This is a genomic window from Acetobacter tropicalis (assembly GCF_030644465.1).
GTDB classification, from domain to species: Bacteria; Pseudomonadota; Alphaproteobacteria; order Acetobacterales; family Acetobacteraceae; genus Acetobacter; species Acetobacter tropicalis.
Map to the genome: position 1 here is coordinate 2,820,316 of NZ_JAUYUW010000001.1, position 17,421 is coordinate 2,837,736.

11 protein-coding genes are annotated in these 17,421 nt (G+C 54.0%); 4 read left to right on the plus strand and 7 right to left on the minus strand.

Translation table 11 applies throughout. The annotated features are described in order from the left end of the window. Positions 1 to 250: 250 nt before the first annotated feature. On the plus strand, positions 251 to 2,875 hold the full coding sequence (locus tag QWU00_RS12835) for a TonB-dependent receptor plug domain-containing protein (protein ID WP_193562547.1): 2,625 nt from the start codon (positions 251 to 253) through the stop codon (positions 2,873 to 2,875). Positions 2,876 to 3,204: 329 nt separating this feature from the next. On the opposite strand, the gene QWU00_RS12840 is transcribed toward QWU00_RS12835, so the two are convergent. The 4 genes from QWU00_RS12840 to QWU00_RS12855 all read right to left on the minus strand — a co-directional run bounded on the left by QWU00_RS12840 (position 3,205) and on the right by QWU00_RS12855 (position 7,880). Continuing rightward, entirely contained in the window at positions 3,205 to 4,245 is a 1,041-nt protein-coding gene (locus tag QWU00_RS12840; RefSeq protein ID WP_035377944.1) for an SDR family oxidoreductase, read from the minus strand. Between the two features lie 412 nt (positions 4,246 to 4,657). Beyond that, positions 4,658 to 5,482 carry an acyl-ACP desaturase gene (locus tag QWU00_RS12845; protein WP_006558449.1) on the minus strand — a complete coding sequence of 275 codons (825 nt, stop codon included), beginning with the start codon at positions 5,480 to 5,482 and terminating at the stop codon, positions 4,658 to 4,660. Between the two features lie 459 nt (positions 5,483 to 5,941). Further along, the gene (locus QWU00_RS12850; RefSeq protein WP_006558448.1) at positions 5,942 to 6,370 is read right to left on the minus strand and encodes an acyl-CoA thioesterase; all 429 of its coding nucleotides are present in this window, start codon (positions 6,368 to 6,370) and stop codon (positions 5,942 to 5,944) included. A 46-nt stretch (positions 6,371 to 6,416) separates the two neighbouring features. Then, positions 6,417 to 7,880: an AMP nucleosidase gene (locus QWU00_RS12855; RefSeq protein WP_035377945.1), complete on the minus strand. Its 1,464-nt coding sequence runs from the start codon at positions 7,878 to 7,880 to the stop codon at positions 6,417 to 6,419. 213 nt (positions 7,881 to 8,093) lie between these two features. Here QWU00_RS12855 and QWU00_RS12860 point away from each other — a divergent pair, with 213 nt between their 5' ends. Then, a complete protein-coding gene (locus tag QWU00_RS12860) occupies positions 8,094 to 9,458 on the plus strand; it encodes an aspartyl protease family protein (RefSeq protein ID WP_081938940.1) in 1,365 nt (454 codons plus the stop codon). Between the two features lie 66 nt (positions 9,459 to 9,524). Beyond that, complete coding sequence (locus tag QWU00_RS12865; RefSeq protein WP_035377948.1) at positions 9,525 to 11,045, plus strand: UvrD-helicase domain-containing protein; 1,521 nt, start codon at positions 9,525 to 9,527, stop codon at positions 11,043 to 11,045. Between the two features lie 323 nt (positions 11,046 to 11,368). On the opposite strand, the gene QWU00_RS12870 is transcribed toward QWU00_RS12865, so the two are convergent. Continuing rightward, positions 11,369 to 13,738: a TonB-dependent receptor gene (locus tag QWU00_RS12870; RefSeq protein ID WP_006558084.1), complete on the minus strand. Its 2,370-nt coding sequence runs from the start codon at positions 13,736 to 13,738 to the stop codon at positions 11,369 to 11,371. Positions 13,739 to 13,800: 62 nt separating this feature from the next. Further along, positions 13,801 to 15,141, minus strand: coding sequence for a cation:dicarboxylate symporter family transporter (locus QWU00_RS12875; RefSeq protein ID WP_035377950.1), 1,341 nt, complete (start codon positions 15,139 to 15,141; stop codon positions 13,801 to 13,803). A gap of 324 nt (positions 15,142 to 15,465) precedes the next feature. On the opposite strand from QWU00_RS12875, the gene QWU00_RS12880 reads away from it, so the two are divergent. Further along, entirely contained in the window at positions 15,466 to 16,167 is a 702-nt protein-coding gene (locus QWU00_RS12880) for a GntR family transcriptional regulator (RefSeq protein WP_045542977.1), read from the plus strand. Between the two features lie 75 nt (positions 16,168 to 16,242). Here QWU00_RS12880 and QWU00_RS12885 read toward each other — a convergent pair whose 3' ends face one another. Further along, positions 16,243 to 17,394 (minus strand): energy transducer TonB, encoded by a 1,152-nt coding sequence (locus QWU00_RS12885; protein ID WP_035377955.1) that lies wholly within the window; start codon positions 17,392 to 17,394, stop codon positions 16,243 to 16,245. Between the last annotated feature and the right edge of the window lie 27 nt (positions 17,395 to 17,421).

Sequence of the window (17,421 nt, forward strand, 5' to 3'; positions counted from 1 at the left end):
CGAATGAGAGAGACTGAGCAGCTTGGGCGAGGGCTATTGCCACAGGAAGACTGTTCTGTCCGTTTTTGTGAAACATGAAGGACAAGAAGGTTCCTCTCTGTAGAAGATTTGTTGTAACAGAGAGTATGTTGCAAAAAGACAACAAATCTTCCAAACAGATACGGGATCGTAACTTTGGAATTGCAAAAAACACGTGGCTGATATCCCATGAGTGGGCAACACACTCAAATGCAGTAGGGATTGGCGGCACATGACATCCCGGAAAATATTATTTTCTGCTACTATTCTGGCAGTTCCCATGTTGGGAATGGCATCACAGGCGTTTGCTGCTACCGTGCCCCAGGGCACCCAGCATAAATCTCCCCACAAAAAAGCGACAGTACGCGATCTCCCCCATACAGCCGGTGCGGCAACCGCTACCCGGCCTGCTGTACCGGCCCGCTCTCTTCCACGTCCAAGCCATCGTGTGGCGGATTCCGGTGAAAATGTGATTGTTACTGGCACACACTCGGAAAATCGTCATGCACGGCAGAGCATGAGCCCGGTTAAAGTGGTAAGCGGCGCGGTATTGCGCCGGTCTGGCCAGATGAACCTGGCTGATGCCTTGACCCGCACTTATGCGTCCGTCAACGTGGAAGCCATGGGCACAGATGCGGCGGCCCTTGTTTCCTCCATTCATATGCGGGGGCTGAGCTCCAACCAGGTTCTGGTGCTGGTGGATGGAAAACGCCGCCATACAACAACAACGTTTACAGCCACTTCCGGCCCGAACTTTGGTACGACCGGCGTTGATCTCAACATGATTCCCGCCAACATGATTGATCATATTGAAGTACTGGAAGATGGCGCGGCGGCCATGTATGGGTCAGACGCCATTGCCGGTGTGATCAACATCATTACCAAAAAGCAGGATCATGGCCTGAATGTTTCAGCGCAGACAGGGGCCAATGCTTATAACGGGGATGGCTGGCAGTATCAGTTCAATGCCGATGGGGGCATGAAACTAGGGAATGATGGCTACCTGCATCTTTCCGGCCAGATGTACCATACGGACCACATGGTGCCCAAAAACGTGCGCGATCATCGTCTGGTAGGGGAACAACCGGCTGATCATGATGTGGCATCCTATGTCAGCACCGGCGCGCATATTCCTGCTACTTCCAATAAAGTGTTGAGCACAGCGGAGGAAACGCGGGAAAGCTTTGGCCTGGACTGGGGTAAGCCTCTGAACCAGAATGTGATGTTTTATGGCAGCATCACGTATGCGCACCGTCATGCTGAAACGTATCAGAACTATCGTGTGCCAAACGTAGGGGGTGGCGTTGCGCTTCCTTACTGGCCATGGGGTTTTACACCGATTGAAACAGCGGAAGAAAATGATTACGCCGCAACTGTAGGAGCCAAGGGCGACCATTTTCTCGGCTTCCAGTGGGACATTTCTTCCACCTACGGCGCGGACTACAACAAGATCGGGAACAAGAACACCGTTAATACCGGCGTTCTGCAGTCCACCTGTTCAACTGACCCCAATGCAGGCGCAAATTTTTCTCCTGCCGGATGCGGGACCAGCCCAACGGATGTACGGGCTGAAAGCTTCAATATGGCGCAGTGGACAAACAATCTTGATCTGCGGCGTAATTTCAAGATTGCAGATACGGTTCCCGTGGTGCTGGCCTTTGGTGGTGAACACCGTATGGAATCCTATCAAATCTGGGCTGGTAATCCCTATTCCTATGCGCTGGGGGGCACGCAGGGCTTTGCGGGTCTGGCCCCGCAGAACGCGGGCAAGTGGTATCGTAACATCTGGGCCGCTTATGTGGATGGTGATTTCCATCTTCTCAAGAACTGGGAACTGGATTTTGCAGGGCGGTTTGAACACTATACAGACGTAGGCAATACGGAAAACGGCAAGGTTTCCACCCGGTATGACATTACAAAACGGATTGCCCTGCGCGGTACAATCAGCACCGGTTTCCGCGCCCCCACGCTGGCTGAAGAGCACTACAGCGCCATGAACGTTTCCCCCAACGGGGCTTCCGGGTTGCTGGCGGCTGACTCTGCAGCGGCGCGTAGTCTTGGGGCACCTGGGCTGAAGCCGGAACGTTCAACCAACGTGTCAGGCGGGATTGTGGTTGAGCCTGTTCGTGGCTTCCACGTGGAAGTGGATGTCTACCAGATTAATATTCGTGATCGTATTGTGCAGGGCGGAACTGTTAGTGGTCTTTCTGCTGTGTCGGCCATTCAGTCCATGGGCTTTACGCCTCCCGCGAATGACGCATCACTGGACAATATTCAGGCTTACTATCTGTCCAACGGTGCAAGCACCCGCACACAGGGGCTGGATATCAATGCGGACTACACGTTCCGTATGGGAAAATATGGCACCCTGACAACAACCATGGCGTTGGACCTCAACCGCACACGCCTGCATCATAACGGTCTGGGCACCAATGGGGAGGAACTGCTGAACGCCCAGAATATCGGTTACATCACCACAGCTTATCCGCGTAGCAAGATCATTCTGAATGCCTTCTACACGGTCGGAAACTGGGATGTGAATATTCGCCAGACCCGTTACGGTGAAACCACAAACATGCTTCAGTATCAGGATTGGGGTCCAAAGGCGCTGCAATATAGTGTGACCGATTTCTACCAGTTCAAAAATTCGCCCCGTTGGCTGACAGATCTGGAAATTGGGTATCGGGTAAACAAGAACTGGCATGTGGCAGTAGGTGGTAACAACCTGTTCAATATCCGCCCCCGGCGCGTGCCGCAAAGTGTGAACTACCTTGGTGCCTACATCTATGATCAGTCATCCTCTCAGGTGCCCATGACGGGTGGTTATTACTACGGACGCGTGAACGCGACGTTCTAAAGGGTTCTTACTGGAAGCGGCTGATAAAAGCCGCTTCTTTTCAGAGGATGGTGTCAGGAAACACTTTGAAGACCATTTTTTGAAAACCCGTTTATCGTAAAAGATAAAGAAAAGGCCATCTCTGTTAACGGAGATGGCTTTTTTTGTGACCCTTTGCACAGCCCGTAAAGAGGGGATGGCGTGGGGTCATTGAAACCGGCAAAACAGGTTTGAATCTTGGCGCAAGGATAACAGGATAAAAGCCGTTTCCTTCCCGTGGAGGAAACGGCCGGATTGCGTTTGCAGACTTTTAAAGCCGCTTGCATCCGTGCAAGGGGCAATTTCCGGGGTTAGGGGAGGCCCACACCGCCATTTGCCCCCACAACCTGGCCAGTGAGGTAGCTGCTCTCACTGGATGCCAGCATCACATAGACCGGGGCGAGTTCTACTGGCTGGCCCGGGCGCTTCATGGGAACAGTTTCACCAAATTTCTCGACATTTTCCATGGTCTGGCCACCACTGACCTGAAGGGCCGTCCAGAATGGACCGGGTGCTATGGCGTTCACCCTGATACCTTTTTCAACCAGTTGCTTGGCGAGCCCTTTGGCAAAATTGGAGATGCCTGCCTTTGTAATTGAATAGTCCAGAATATTAACTGAGGGCTCGTACGCATTGGTGGAGGAAGTGAAGATCATGGTTGAGCCTGGCTTCATGAGCGGAATGGCCGCTTTGCTGAGCCAGAACAGCGCGTAAAGATTGGTTTTGAGTGTCCAGTCGAACGCTTCGGTTGTCACATCCAGAATGCTGTCATGTGTTTGTTGGCGTCCGGCACAATTGACGAAGATATCCAGCCCACCAAGTTCTTCAGCAGCCCGCTTTACCAGATCCTGACAGAATTTTTCATGACGCAGATCCCCGGGCAGTGCGACGAATTTGCGCCCTTCCTTGCGCACCAGTTCTGCCACTTCTTTGGCGTCTGCTTCTTCTTGCGGCAGATAGTTGATGGCGACATCCGCACCTTCTCGTGCGTAAGCAATGGCTGCGGCGCGGCCTAGACCGGAATCTCCGCCTGTAATCAGTGCTTTGCGTCCGGCAAGGCGTCCGCTGCCTTTGTAGCTCTTTTCCCCGTGGTCTGGCAGCGGCGTCATTTTGGATGCAAGGCCGGGCCATTCCTGTGGCTGTGCCTTGAACGGTGCATGTGGATACAGGGAGCGCGGGTCTTCCAGCGGGGTGTTGGAGGCATTGGGCATGGAAGCTCCTGTTTTCTGGGATGGCGCGGCAGAAGTGGAAAATGGCAAGGATGATGCCCCGGCAGCGGCTGCAATGCCAGCAACCTTAAAAAGGCGGCGGCGCACCGGATCATGCTCGGGGGTATGCGTGTCATCCGTCATGACGACTTCTCCTCTCTTAAAAAGCTGGGGGCAGGCAAGGAGCCAAGAGAGACTGTAAAAGTCTCCATCCCTTAGGCGGGGCCATGTCTTGTGTAGACAGACGCGAGCGGTGCCAGGAGGTTCCGTTTTTATTGAAAGCAGAGGGGAAGAATATCTGTAATGAATATCGTGTATAAATTGAAATAGGGAGCTGGATTATTCTTTAATTTGGCTCGTTCAATGTTATGAGAAACTCAGAAGAAGATAAATAAGTATTCACTCACGCTGCTAGCGATTAGAAACTGTTGGTGTCTGGTCTCTTTTGCGTTGCGTAATTTAAGAGACGGGATGGAACATGCCTGCGGCGAGCACGGTGGCCGCTCGCAGGTTTTTTCTGTTGCTTCGTCGCGTGGGGGGCTGAAAAGCGGAAACGCTAAGTGAGCCCCACCATGCGGGCGAATTTCTTCTGGCGGCTGAAAAACAGTTTTTCAGCAACATAAAAGGCAAGATCCTGCAATTTGCTGTGCGGGGTCAGGCCGATGGTCTTGAAGATCATGCCCGTTACCCGTTTCAGGTGTTTGGGCTGATAGGTCTTCATGGCGCGGGCCATATAGTTGGCAATGCAGCGGTTATGATCGTAAGGCATGCCCGCCGGTTCATTGGTTGTATGATAGGCGGAGGCGAGTTCATCATCCTCGCTTTCTGTCACGCGGCCAAGGGCGATGCGGGCGCGCTGTAGCGTACTGATCTTCTCACGCTTCAGATAGCGATGCATGTGGTCATAAAACAGCTTGAAGTGGCGGAATTCATCCGCTGCAATCTGTTTGCACAGGGCCTTCAGCACAGGTTCGTCCGTTGCATCCGCCAGCGCCGTATAGAAGGAGGACGTGCCGGTTTCCACCATGCAGCGCGCAATCAGTTCACCCGTGCGGGAGCCACGGATGGACTGATCAACATCCAACTGAATCTTGTAGAAATCACGGTAGCGCTGGAAGGCCTCCTGATAGTCCCATTCAGGGTCAGCCAGCATGGCCCAGCGGCCCAGTGCATCCCCATGCTGAATTTCTTCCACGGCCCAATGGTCGGCCGCCTGACGGAAATCCGGATCATCATAGAACACGTTATTCAGGTACTGGGCGTAGTCCACGCTGTTGCGTTCCACAACAGAGGCTGCCTTCACGGCCTTCACCAGTTCAGGGTCCACCTTGGAGGGATCAAAGCTGTCCCACGGTAACTGATCAATCTGCCAATGTTTCATACGCGCCCGGTCTCCCGTCCTGACTGCTTGCTACCCTGCCATCCAGCCTGTGGTTAAAAGGCTGGCCGTGCAGAAACCACCCCGCAAGAGAGAATTTGCGCGGCGGCTGATCCTTAGCCTTTGCTCTTCCAGACGCAAGAGGGCTGGACTCCTGATGCGCTCCGCCGCAGGGCGAAATCTCTACCGCTAACGTAACGGTAAAGAGGGAAGATGGATGCCTGATGACACACTCAGGCTGACACTCAACCTGATGTCTGCCAACGCTCTAGCTTAAATCCGGGCCGGACGGAATGCTCTGCCGCAAAAAAGAAGCCCAGAAGCGATCGGGAAAATAGATGGCAGGATAGCGCGGGCCGCTTCGCCCGATTATGGGCCGCGACGGACCAAACAGGGTTTGCGCGCAGGGGAGAGGGAGAGGCATCCCGGTAACCTTGAGCAATGGCTACCGGGATTACGGCCTCAGATTTCAGGATTGACGGGGGCGTCGCCCGGTTTGATGGGGGGCAGGGACCGAGGGCGGCGGTTGGCGTCAAGGGCGACGAACGTGAAATCCCCCTCCGTCACCTTGGAGGTAAGATGCGTATGGCGGGCGCGCCGCCATGTTTGCACATGAATGGTCATGGATGTGCGGCCTTCACGGGTGATTTCCGTATAGATGCTCACCTCATCACCCACGGCCACGGGTTCAAGGAACACCAGCCCGTTGATGGCGACCGTAGCGGCACGCCCGTTGGCCCGGAAGGCGGCGGTGGTGCCTGCGGCAAGATCCATCTGGGAAATGATCCAGCCACCAAACACGTCCCCTGCCGGGTTGGTGTCCGTTGGCATGGCGACAACGCGGATGGTAGGAACCCCTTCAGGGATGGTGGAAGGTGTGGCGCTAGGCATACAGTTCAGGCCCTTTCCAGGCTCGTTGCAGTTTGTTCATTGTCCATTACCGGAACGGGGGCTCATCAAACCCGCGCAGTTTGCGTGAATGCAGGCGGGCAACGCCTTCCTCACGCAACATATGCATGGTTTCAATGCCGACCATCAGGTGCTGGCTCACTCTCTCACGATAAAACGCATTTGCCATGCCGCGCAGCTTCAGTTCTCCGTGAAGAGGCTTGTCTGAAACGCAGAGCAAGGTGCCGTATGGCACGCGAAAGCGGAAGCCATTGGCCGCAATGGTGGCGGATTCCATGTCCACCGCTATGGCGCGGCTCATGTTGATCTGTGTGAAGAGCTGACGCAGCCGCAGTTCCCAATTCCGGTTGTCCGTGGTCATGACCGTGCCTGTGCGCAGGCGAGTCTTGATTTCCGACTCGTGCAGGCCGGTGATACGGGCGGTGGCTTCCTGCATGGCCACCTGAACTTCGGCAATAGGGGGGACAGGCACCCATGGCGGGAGATCGTCGTCCAGCACGTGGTCGTCCCGAACATAGCCGTGGGCCAGCACATAATCCCCTAGAATCTGGGAGCGGCGCAGGCCCGCGCAATGGCCGACCATGATCCAGCAATGGGGGCGCAGAACGGCCAGGTGGTCTGTAATGGTTTTGGCGTTGGAGGGACCGACCCCAATATTGACCAGTGTAATGCCATCCCCATCCGGGCGGCACAGATGGTAGGCGGGCATCTGCGGCAGGCTGGTAAGCGGCGTGAACGTTTCCGCACTGTCCGGCCCGGTGTAGATCTGTTCTCCCGGTTCGACATAGGCAGTGTAGGGGCTGTTCGGATCATCGACCTGCGTGCGTGCGTAATCGCGGAAGGTGTCTACATAGCGTTGGTAGTTGGTCAGCAGAATAAAGCGCTGGAAGTGGCGCGGTTTGGTGCCCGTATAATGATGCAGCCGTGCCAGGGAGTAGTCCGTGCGTTCTGCCGTGAAGAGCGCCAGAGGCCGTGGGCGGGTGGGGTCTGGCAGTAATTCACAATTGGCGATGCTGTCATCCGTGTAATGGAGATCAGGCAACACAAACTGTTCTTGCAGCAGCCGCAGGTCTGTCTCTGTCAGGCCGGTTACGGCTTCTTCCATGACGTAGGGCAGCGGCACAGGCCGGTGTGAACAGCCAACCAGAACAGGCTGGCCATAGTGGTGCAGAAGCAGGCCGATCTGTTCGCGCAGATAATCCCGGAACAGGGCGGGTTGCGTGATGGTGGAGCAATAAAACCCGGGCTCCAGCATCACATCAAACGGGGGCCGGCCCTTGATGGCAGTTCCCGCGGGCAATTCCAAAGCCAGACAGGGATATGTGGCTTCATGCGGAGGGCACCCCTGCCGCGCCGCAAACTGGGTATGCAGGCGTTGTGTGCTGTTTTTGTAAAGGGCGCAGAGCTGATCCACAGCGGCATCGGCCGAAGTAAACGCTTCAAAGTTTGTGCCAGCGGCTTCACGAAGGGCCGCCATGTTTGTGTGAGCCATTCTACTCCTTACCGGACTGATCAGAGTCTTCCTTTTTGTAATTGGAATTAAGCCGCGGTAGGCGATCGTGTGCAAGGGGCAAGAGTGTTGGTCCAGCTACATCTAAAAACCCAAGGTATAAAATTTGTGGTACTTGGATGTGTATTTTATAGAATCAATTCTATGATTGAATTAAGGTAAAAGTGTATTTTTAATTCTGGATTGTCTATTATTATGATGCATCGTTATTTTTCAAGAATGCCTGCTTGGAAAGCTCTTGGTGTCGTGTGTCTATGGATGGCGGTTTCGGTCGCGGCAGAGGCTCAGACAATTTCACCAGAGTTCACGCGGACCATAAGACACAACCCCGATGGAAGTGTAACGTTGGGTATGGGGGATAAGGCGGGTATTGTTCAAGGGATGCATGAGGGGGACCCGCACGCGGTGCAGACAATGCTGGCGAGCCAAACTCCCTTTTGGTCGTTACTGGCTGCATCAGTGCTTGCACGCATGCAGGGCGACTTCACACAATCGGACAAACAGGCAAACCGTATGGTGGCGTATCTGGAGCGCGAGGGAGGGCTTCGTGATCTTGAACCGCTTGTTATGTATGCGGAGATTCTAAAGGCTGGAAATGCTGGTTTGGCTGGATCATGGAAAGACTGGCTTGTGGCCTTGCATGGTCTGCAAGGAAAATATGAGAAGCCTTTAAGGGATTTCTTCCGTATTCCATCACTAAAATTTATAAATATGGATCATATTACCCTCAATGTCCCGACAGAAGATTTACCAACGCCTTCTGTTGATTGGGCACCCGTTAACCATGTGGATTACGTAAAAACCTTACAAAGAAAAGCCGTGCCTGGTATCAATCCGGTTGTACCGGTATTGATCAATCAGCAAAAGGTCGATGCTGTTCTGGATACAGGGGTATTTATCAGTATATTGCCAAACGAGTATCTTAAATCAGGCAGGTTTAAGAGTATTGGAAAAGTATCTAACTCTTTTGATGCTGAAGGTCGATCAGATACTGGTCCGCTTGTTGTGGCGGATAATCTGACGATTGGGAAAACTGTTTTTCATAATGTCATTTTTCAGACAACGACGGCGAAAAAGACAATTCTTGGCTTGCAGATTTTAAAACAGTTTCCTCATTTTCATATGACCGATACTGGGGTGACTTTCGGCCCGGCGGCGGAGTATGATTGTCACAGGCCAATGCTTCTTTCGAGTGATCCGTCTGCAAACTCGGCATATCTGGTTTTTCCTGTCGTTTCAGATCAGTCGGTGCGCTATGCATACTTGGATAGCGGTAATATTGGTGACGCTTTATTTTTTGAGCATGTGCCGTATTTTTCTCCAGAAGAACAAAAACAGGCAACATCTTTCAGGGCTCTGACAACTACGGGAGTAGGGACGTTTCTTGCCGTATACCGGCCCATGACAGCTACGGTTGATGGCGTAAAACTGACGGGAAAGGTCCAGAAAGCCCTCCGGCATATTCCAAGCCTCATACCTGACTTTTTGCTGACTTCGGCACTATTGCAGCATGGATCGTTTTACTTCGATTTTCCCACCCACACATTATGTTACAAATAAACCTCCCTCATTTCGCAATCTGGGTTACAAGGCCCCAGCGTTGGTACGTAGAGATGAGTATGGTGAATGAGTGCATGTACACCCGAGCAGTTGGCAATTCTGGCCAAGAGCCCCACAAGCAGTTTCAAGGTGGTGGCCGGAGCCGGGTGTGGCAAGACAACCACGCTGGTTCTGTTCAGTGAAAAATGGGCGGGACATAAAGGGCTCTATCTGGCCTTCAACAGTGCCATTGCACGCGAAGCCCGTAGCCGGTTCCCGCGGCATATTGAGGCCCGTACCGCCCATAGTTATGCTTATCAGGACCTGAATATTCGTGCCTTGGAGCGTGAGCGCATCATTCCGCGCTACACGACCCGGCATATCAGGCAGCTTGAACAGGAACTGCGGATGACCGCCCCCGCCGGAAGTGCGGAGATGGTGCTGAAAACACTGACGGCTTTTCTCATCAGTGGGGGCACCAAACTGACGCAGGCTCACTGCCCGGAAAAGGATGCCAAACGGAACCGCGCTATCCGCACTTTTGTGGCGCAGGCTTTCAAATATATTATTCGGTTTGAAAACACCACCTTTCCTATAACGCATGATGTGTATCTCAAGCGGTTTGAAATGGACCGCAAAATCACGGGCTATGATTATATCATGGTGGATGAAGCACAGGATCTGAACCCTGTGCTGTTTTCCATTCTGGAAAAATCCGGTTTGCCCGTTGTAGCGGTAGGGGACCCGCATCAGTCCATTTATGCGTTCCGGGGAGCCATAGATGCCATGGGGGCGCTGAAGGTGCAGGAATTGCCTTTAACGCAAAGCTGGCGGTTTGGGGAGGACATAGCCCGCCTTTCAAACGCGACCCTGGCCCAGCATTCTAGACCAGCGCGGCATCGGCTACGCGGAAACCCGGCGCAGCCGAGCACAATCCGTCATTACACCGGGAAAATCCGTCCTGCGCGGAATACGCTGGTTCTGGCACGTACCAATGCGCGCCTGTTTGAAAGCCTTGTAAACATCCAGACGCCTTTTCATGTTCTGGGCGGTGTGCAGGATATGATGCAGGAAATTCGGGCCGCGCTGACGTTATACCGGCGCCACACCAACCCTATGGCCAGAGGGACAGAAGGCGCGCTACCATTTGGATCATGGAAGGAACTGCTTGCCGCCAAGGATGGTGAAAATGCGGACCCGACCGCCAAGCGGCTTTTTACTATTATAGACAGGCATAATCATGATCTGGATACGAAGGTGAAGGCCATTCAGGCATTACATCGTGAAAGCCCGGACGATGTCAGCCTTGTCTGCTCAACGGCGCATAAAGCCAAGGGCCGCGAGTTTGACACCGTTATCATGCTGGATGATTTTCAAGCGCCTTCAGAATGGGCCGCTCGGCGGGAGCGTGCTTTGGCGCGTCTGTTGAAACTGGAGGAGCAGGAGGACCTTTCTGAAAAGTTCTTGGCCCGCCAGAAGGAGAAGCTTTTGCGACGTGTGGAAGAGTGTGATCAGGAAATCAACCTTCTCTATGTGGCGTGTACCCGTGCACGTAACCTTCTGTATGTTCCAGAACCTGTCTATAAATTTTGGCAGGAGCGTGCCTGAATAAGAGCGGCTTACAACAGGCATAGCATTGATCTATGCCTGGATGTGTCATGGCCTGTACCGTGTATTGACTTGATACGGTCATCTGAAAATAAAACATGATGCCTTTTTGGACGTGATTTACGTCTCGTTTGAAAAAGAGAGAGTAAATAGGGCGGAATAGAAAATATATTTGTAGGGATCGTGAAAATAGTATCCTGATATGAGCATAATAAAAAAAGGCGTCCTCTTCGTCGGACGCCTTTTGGTGTATCTGGGGAAGCCGCTGAACGTTTTCTTTTCCTGAAAAATCAGATCAGTGAACGCTGTCTTTTCCAAAAATATTAGTAAGTGAAGTTCAGTTTAGCCCCTACAAAGCGCGGGTTGCCGGGAATAACGGAGTAGAAAGTGGACTGTGTGCCGCCAGACAGCCAGTAACGACGATCCGCCAGATTCTGCCCATACACGGTGACGGACCAATGCTGTTTGGGTGATGCAAAGGTCAGGAAGCTGTTGACAAGAAAATAGGCGGGCGCGCGGTAATAGCCGCCAAGCCCAATATATTGCGGCTGTGTTTGTGCACCGCGATAGCTGTAGTCCACGTCAAACGTCATCTGATAGTCACGCAGAACCTTCCATGTATACATGGCGGAACCGCTGAGGGTCAGATTAGCCAGCCCCATATCGACGCCGTTATAGTTGGTGTAGAAAGCTGACCACTGGCCAGTCTGGTTATAATGGGCTGTGGTTGCGGAACGGTCCACGCCCTGAAACTGGCTGTAAACACCATGCTGGTAGCCAAAGTTCTGGGTCAGTGTCAGGCCACGGAATGGGCGGATCTGGGCGTTGAATTCCGCACCGTAAATATAGGACCGTGGGGCGTTAACATATGCGCCCTGCACGCCATAAACAGGCACCACAATACTGCCCAGAAGTTGCTGGTCCCGATAATCATAATAAAAACCGGCCGCATTGAAGCGGAGTTTATCGTTCAGGAAGGAGGTTTTGAAACCGCCTTCATAGGTCAGAACCTGTTCCGGTTTGAAGGGTTTAAGCTGTTCGGGCACGCTGGTCATGTTGGCAGAGAACCCACCGGGCTTAAAGCCACGGCGGAAGTCAACATAGGTGAGGATATGCGGTGTTATCTGATATTCCAGCCCAACCCGGCCTGAGAACTGGTTGGCCAGCGCACCGCTTGAGCCAAATACGGTGGAGGTTGTGGCTTTGGCCCCGCTGTAGGTTGTGCCAACCAGATTGAGCAACTGGCGATCATCAGATTCATGGCTGATAGCGCCAATCAGACGCAATCCCTTGATCAGCCGGTAGGAAACCTGTGCATATTGGTTGAAGGTTTGCTGGTTCTGGCCGTATGCCGTTTTGTAGAAATACAGCCCGTTATCTGTGGAGGCATAACGGTCTGACATGTCATACCAGAAATTGGAATTGGTTCTGCCGCGGTTGTAATACATGCCAACAGCCCATTGCAGGCGGTCTGCCATGTTGTTGGATGCCAGTTTTACTTCCTGCGAGAAGAAGTTGGTCTGATTGTTGCGGTACATGTTGCCATAGGCCCCAACTGTGTTGGTCTGGTCTGACAGTTCATGTTCGTCCATGCTTTCATAGGCGCTGACAGTGGTCAGTCTTCCCCATGAAAAATCCTTGGTGAAGCGGACATTTGCGCCCCAGAACAGATTGTCTTCCCGTGGTTTCTGATTGCTGGCGCTGATACCAATGGCGTTGGCAAATTGCTGGCTTAGCCCCCAGTTGGTGGCCATGATGTCATTCTGGTTGGTGGGAATGCCGTAGCTGTTGGTCATGATGGCGCCTGCTGGGGCGTCGGACTGGTCACTTGTCCAGTGGCCGCCAATATCCAGCCGGGTGGTATCATCTATCTGCCAGCGCAGCTTGCCCCGTAACGCGCCCAGATCCGCATTACCAAAACCTTTGCCTTGCGTGTTGTGCTGAAAACCGCCGCCGGTAAGGGACTGGCCTGAGATACGATAGGAGAGTGATTTACCAATGGGGCCGGACAGATAACCTTCAACCCGGTTGCGGCCATAGCTGGCAATATCTTCTGTAATGCCAGCATGGAAAGTGCGGGTAGGGTCTGCGGTGTGGAAGTTGATTTCCCCGCCGGTTGTGACCTGCCCATGTGTCAGGCCGGATTGGCCGGGGTTGACGGTCACATTGTCCATATCAAACATGATGCCGGAGGTCATGATGCTGATGGGCATGGCCACATCATCCACATACGGCATCACTGATGGCAGGTTGTTCTGGGTCAGGTCCGCCATGCCAACGCCGCGCAGGGCGAAGTTCAGCCCGGCAGATCCGTTGGAGGGCTGGACGGTGAGGTTGGGGGCAACGCGGATCAGATCAGTCATCTGCCGTACGTTGCGTTCCTGCAAATCCTTGCCGGTCAGGCGGGTGGCGGAATCAGGCACATGCTGCTGATTACGGAAAGGATCACGATGAATGCTGACCTGCACATCTTCGCCCTGAGACGCGGTGAGCGGCCCGGTGTTGCGGCGTGCGTGGGTGGGTTTTCTGGCCGTAGGGCCTGCATGGCGCGTGCTTGCCTGCACGGTGCGGGGCGCAGCATGATGCGCAGGCGTTGTTGCCGCCATTGTTTCAAAAAGCGGAATGGCGCTCAGGCAGGTGCAGGAGAGAACAAGTTTCAGGCAAAGCTTGGGCGTTGGCGCACGAAGAGACATCGTCAACCTCAGGGGAAAACAGAACGGGTGGGGAAAGGATGGGGGCGCGGAAGCGTTACATCTCATTCTCCCCCGATATCGTCGTTAGGGATGTTTTTCAGAGTATGCGTGTTGGTTCGTCTGGTGTTTTCTGAGGTAGAAGCATGGGCCAGCGTTTTGCGAACATGCTGTAGGTCTATGTCTTTTTCCCATGTTGCGACCACAATGGCGGCGGCGCAATTGCCCACAATATTGCCAAAGGCACGGGCAATTCCCACAAACCAGTCCACAGACACCAGAAGCACAAGGCCAACGGTCGGAATTTCAGGAACCAGAGAAACAGTGGCGGCAAGAATGACAATTGCCACCCCCGGTACGCCATGCGCCCCCTTGGATGTTATGAGCGCCATGCCAATTACCAGAAGCAACTGGGGCCAGCTCAGCGTAACCTGCGCAACCTGTGCCAGAAAGAGAATGGAAAGGCCCAGATAAATGGAGAGCGCATCAAGATTGAAGGAATAACCAGCGGGAATGACAATCCCTACCGTTTTGCGGCCCACGCCCATATCAATCAGCTTCTGCATGATCTGGGGGAGAACTGCGTCAGACGACGTTGTGGCCAGCACGATGCTCATTTCTTCACGCAGATAGAGCAGCAGAGAGATGATATTGACGCCGCAATACCAGCGCAGCAGGCCGCCCAGTATCAGCCCAACAAACAGAATAACGGCCAGAAAATAGACAAACAGGAAGCGGAGCAGAGGCTCGATAGAGCCAAGACCGTAATGGCTGATGGTGTAGCTGATGCCCCCAAACACCCCTAGAGGTGCAAAGCGGACGATAATACCCATGATACGGAAGAAGATGGTGCTGAGCGCCTGAACAAGGCGTGTCACGGGGGCTGCCTGTTCCCCGGCGAGGAGCAGGGCGCACCCGAAGATGAGTGCAAAAACCAGCACCTGCATGACATCATTATGCACAAAGGCATCAGCAGGGTTTTTGGGGATAAGGTGCAGAATGAACGCGTCCACGCCGCCTGTTTTCAGGGCAGAGGCTTGCTGATGTGCCTGCTGGGCGGCTTGAGAAAGATCTTGCTGCGGCAGGGATAGGCCTGTTCCGGGATGCAGGGTAACGGCAGCCAGCAGCCCCACACCTAACGCCACAGTTGTCATGGCCTCAAAATACAGAAGCGCCTTGCTGCCCAGCCGCCCAACTGTGCGGATGGTGCCTGCCCCCTGCATGCCCTGCACAATCACGCAGAAAACAAGCGGAGAGACAATCATGGAGATCAGTTTGAGGAAGACATCACTCAGCAGCTTGAAATGCTGAGCGGCGTGCGGCGTGAATACGCCTGCAAGCACACCGAGCACTGTCATGACCACAATCTGCAGGAACAGGGAGCGCATGGGAAAAAAGGCTTTCACAATGACAGCCCCATAGCGTTGGCGTGTTGGGCATCATGATGCTCAACGGGATGCTTTCTGCCTCTCTCAGCCATGGTGAACACCTTGCATACAAGAACCTTATGGAACGTAACATAACTGCAATTATTTCTTGCATACAAGCGAAATGATCTGATTAAGCAATAAAAAAAGACGGCCTTTCCGGCGTGCAATCCGCTGCAAAATCTCTTTGCATGGAAAAACAGAGACTTATCAGAAACGGATGGAGCAGGCTTTTCTGATGGCATGGAGGCACAGCCACGCAGCAGGCTTGTCTAAACCCTGAAAACGGGGCCATAAATTGGTATGACCGAGTCTTCAGAACCCGCTTCGCACCACCAGCCTCATGTGATTGAGAACCGCATCGTCTATGCGGCGCTCTCTGGATACATCGCGCCCGGTGAACGGCTTGGCGAGAAGGAATTGTCCGAGATTTTCAAGGTCTCCCGCACCCTTGTGCGGGAAGCCATGATCCGTTTGCAGGCACGGGGCATTGTGGAAGTCATGCCGCGCCGGGGATGGTTTGTGATCGAACCAACGGTGGAGGAAGCCAGAAACACCATCAATGCCCGTCGCGCGCTGGAAGTGGGCATGCTGGCCACGGCGGATCACGTAACGCCGGAAAAAATAGCTATCCTGCGTGAGCATGTAAGGAACGAGCAGCGGGCGCTTGAGGAAGATGACCGTGCACAGCGCAGTTATCTTCTGGGGCATTTTCATGTCTGTCTGGCGGAAACCATTGGTAACCCGGTGCTAGGCTCCATTCTACAGGACCTGACCACCAGAACCGTGCTGATTGCCGCCCTTTATCAGTCCACTCACGATGCCCATGAATCCTGCGATGAGCACAGCCAGATTATTGATGCACTGGAAGCCGGAGAGCCTATGGAAGCTGTCAGGCTGATGGACATGCACCTCAAGCATGTTGAAAAGGCGCTGAATTATCGGGATGTCGCCAGCCGGATGGAAAGCCTGAAATCCGTTTTGCAAAAAGGCCCCTCTCTTTAAAAATCGGGGCTTTTCTATTGGGCTGAGGCAGGATGCTGTTGTGGGATTTCCTGCCGCGTTCGGTTTCTGCCGTCCTTAGTGTCGGATCAGGATGTAGTTGATCGTCAGGTCAATATCGAAATGGTTGCCCTTCATGTCTGGTGGCACGGGGGGGAGCTGCGCCCCGTGGAACATGCCGGATGTGGCGGCATCGAGATAATAGGAGCCTGATGATCCTGTCTGGTAAACAGATTTCACACGGCCATTACGATCCAGCACAACATGCACAGAAGAAGGACCTTCCTCCCCATTACGGGCGGCTTCTTCTGGATAATACATGTGGCGCATGATCCACGCATTGATTTCCTGCCCGTAATCATCACTCACGCCGCGAACGGACGTGCGGGAGGTATAGTGCGCGTTGATCTGTCCGTTTTCCACGACCGGACCAACGGAAAGATCAATGGGGCCACCTGAACCGCCCGGTCTGCCATGGCGATGCCGCCGGGGTGCCGGAGCTTCGTTGAAAGACAGGTCCATCGGGTTATCAAAGGGCGAGGCAGCGTGACGGTTGGCGTGCGGCTGCGGTTTGCTGCGGGGAACCGGACGTGCCTTGGCGTTGGCCTCTGGCTTGTGACCGGAGGGAGGACGCGCGGGTTTGACCGTTTTGTGCTCTTCCGGCGTGGGTTTTGGTAGTCCGTCATCCGACTGCGGTAGCGGCGGAGCTGTGGGCGTATCTTCCGATGGAACGGCTGGCCCGGGCGCGGCTTCCGCGGGTGAGGGTTCGGCCTGTCCGGCGGCGCTGGGGTTTTTGCCGGAGTTGCCTTCCCCCGCATCGGGTGATTGCGGGCCAACCATGCCACTGGTGGCCTGTGGCTGCGCAAACACCATCTCCACAGGAGAGGGCTGTGCACCGTCTGGTGTGCCGTGGGGCTGGTGGTGCGTGGCTTGCCACAGCAAGGCTGTCAGAAGTGCAAAATGGGCAAACAGAGAGCCTGTCAGCACCGGGCCGAGTGTAGGCTCTGCGTAGACTTCTTTACGGATAAGGGGAGTGGATGTGCCCTTTACCCGTTTGTAATTATTGGGACGTGCAATTGGCCACGCAGAGGGTTTCAGGCTCTCCCGGTTGCTCTCGGAAAGGGGGGTGGCCCCTGAATCAGGGAGGACTCTTCCTGCATCGGACGGTGGAACCAGACGCGGTTCCTGTGCTTCTGTCCGGCGTGAAGAGCGACTGAGCATAGCCTTCATGAAGTGCCCGTTCTCTCCTCTGCCCGG

Coding starts and splice junctions, on each gene's coding strand:
- QWU00_RS12885 (WP_035377955.1), bottom strand. CDS start 17,394: ATGAAGGCTATGCTCAGTCGCTCTTCACGCCGGACAGAAGCACAGGAA.
- QWU00_RS12865 (WP_035377948.1), top strand. CDS start 9,525: ATGAGTGCATGTACACCCGAGCAGTTGGCAATTCTGGCCAAGAGCCCC.
- QWU00_RS12870 (WP_006558084.1), bottom strand. CDS start 13,738: ATGTCTCTTCGTGCGCCAACGCCCAAGCTTTGCCTGAAACTTGTTCTC.
- QWU00_RS12850 (WP_006558448.1), bottom strand. CDS start 6,370: ATGCCTAGCGCCACACCTTCCACCATCCCTGAAGGGGTTCCTACCATC.
- QWU00_RS12880 (WP_045542977.1), top strand. CDS start 15,466: ATGACCGAGTCTTCAGAACCCGCTTCGCACCACCAGCCTCATGTGATT.
- QWU00_RS12845 (WP_006558449.1), bottom strand. CDS start 5,482: ATGAAACATTGGCAGATTGATCAGTTACCGTGGGACAGCTTTGATCCC.
- QWU00_RS12855 (WP_035377945.1), bottom strand. CDS start 7,880: ATGGCTCACACAAACATGGCGGCCCTTCGTGAAGCCGCTGGCACAAAC.
- QWU00_RS12860 (WP_081938940.1), top strand. CDS start 8,094: ATGATGCATCGTTATTTTTCAAGAATGCCTGCTTGGAAAGCTCTTGGT.
- QWU00_RS12835 (WP_193562547.1), top strand. CDS start 251: ATGACATCCCGGAAAATATTATTTTCTGCTACTATTCTGGCAGTTCCC.
- QWU00_RS12840 (WP_035377944.1), bottom strand. CDS start 4,245: ATGACGGATGACACGCATACCCCCGAGCATGATCCGGTGCGCCGCCGC.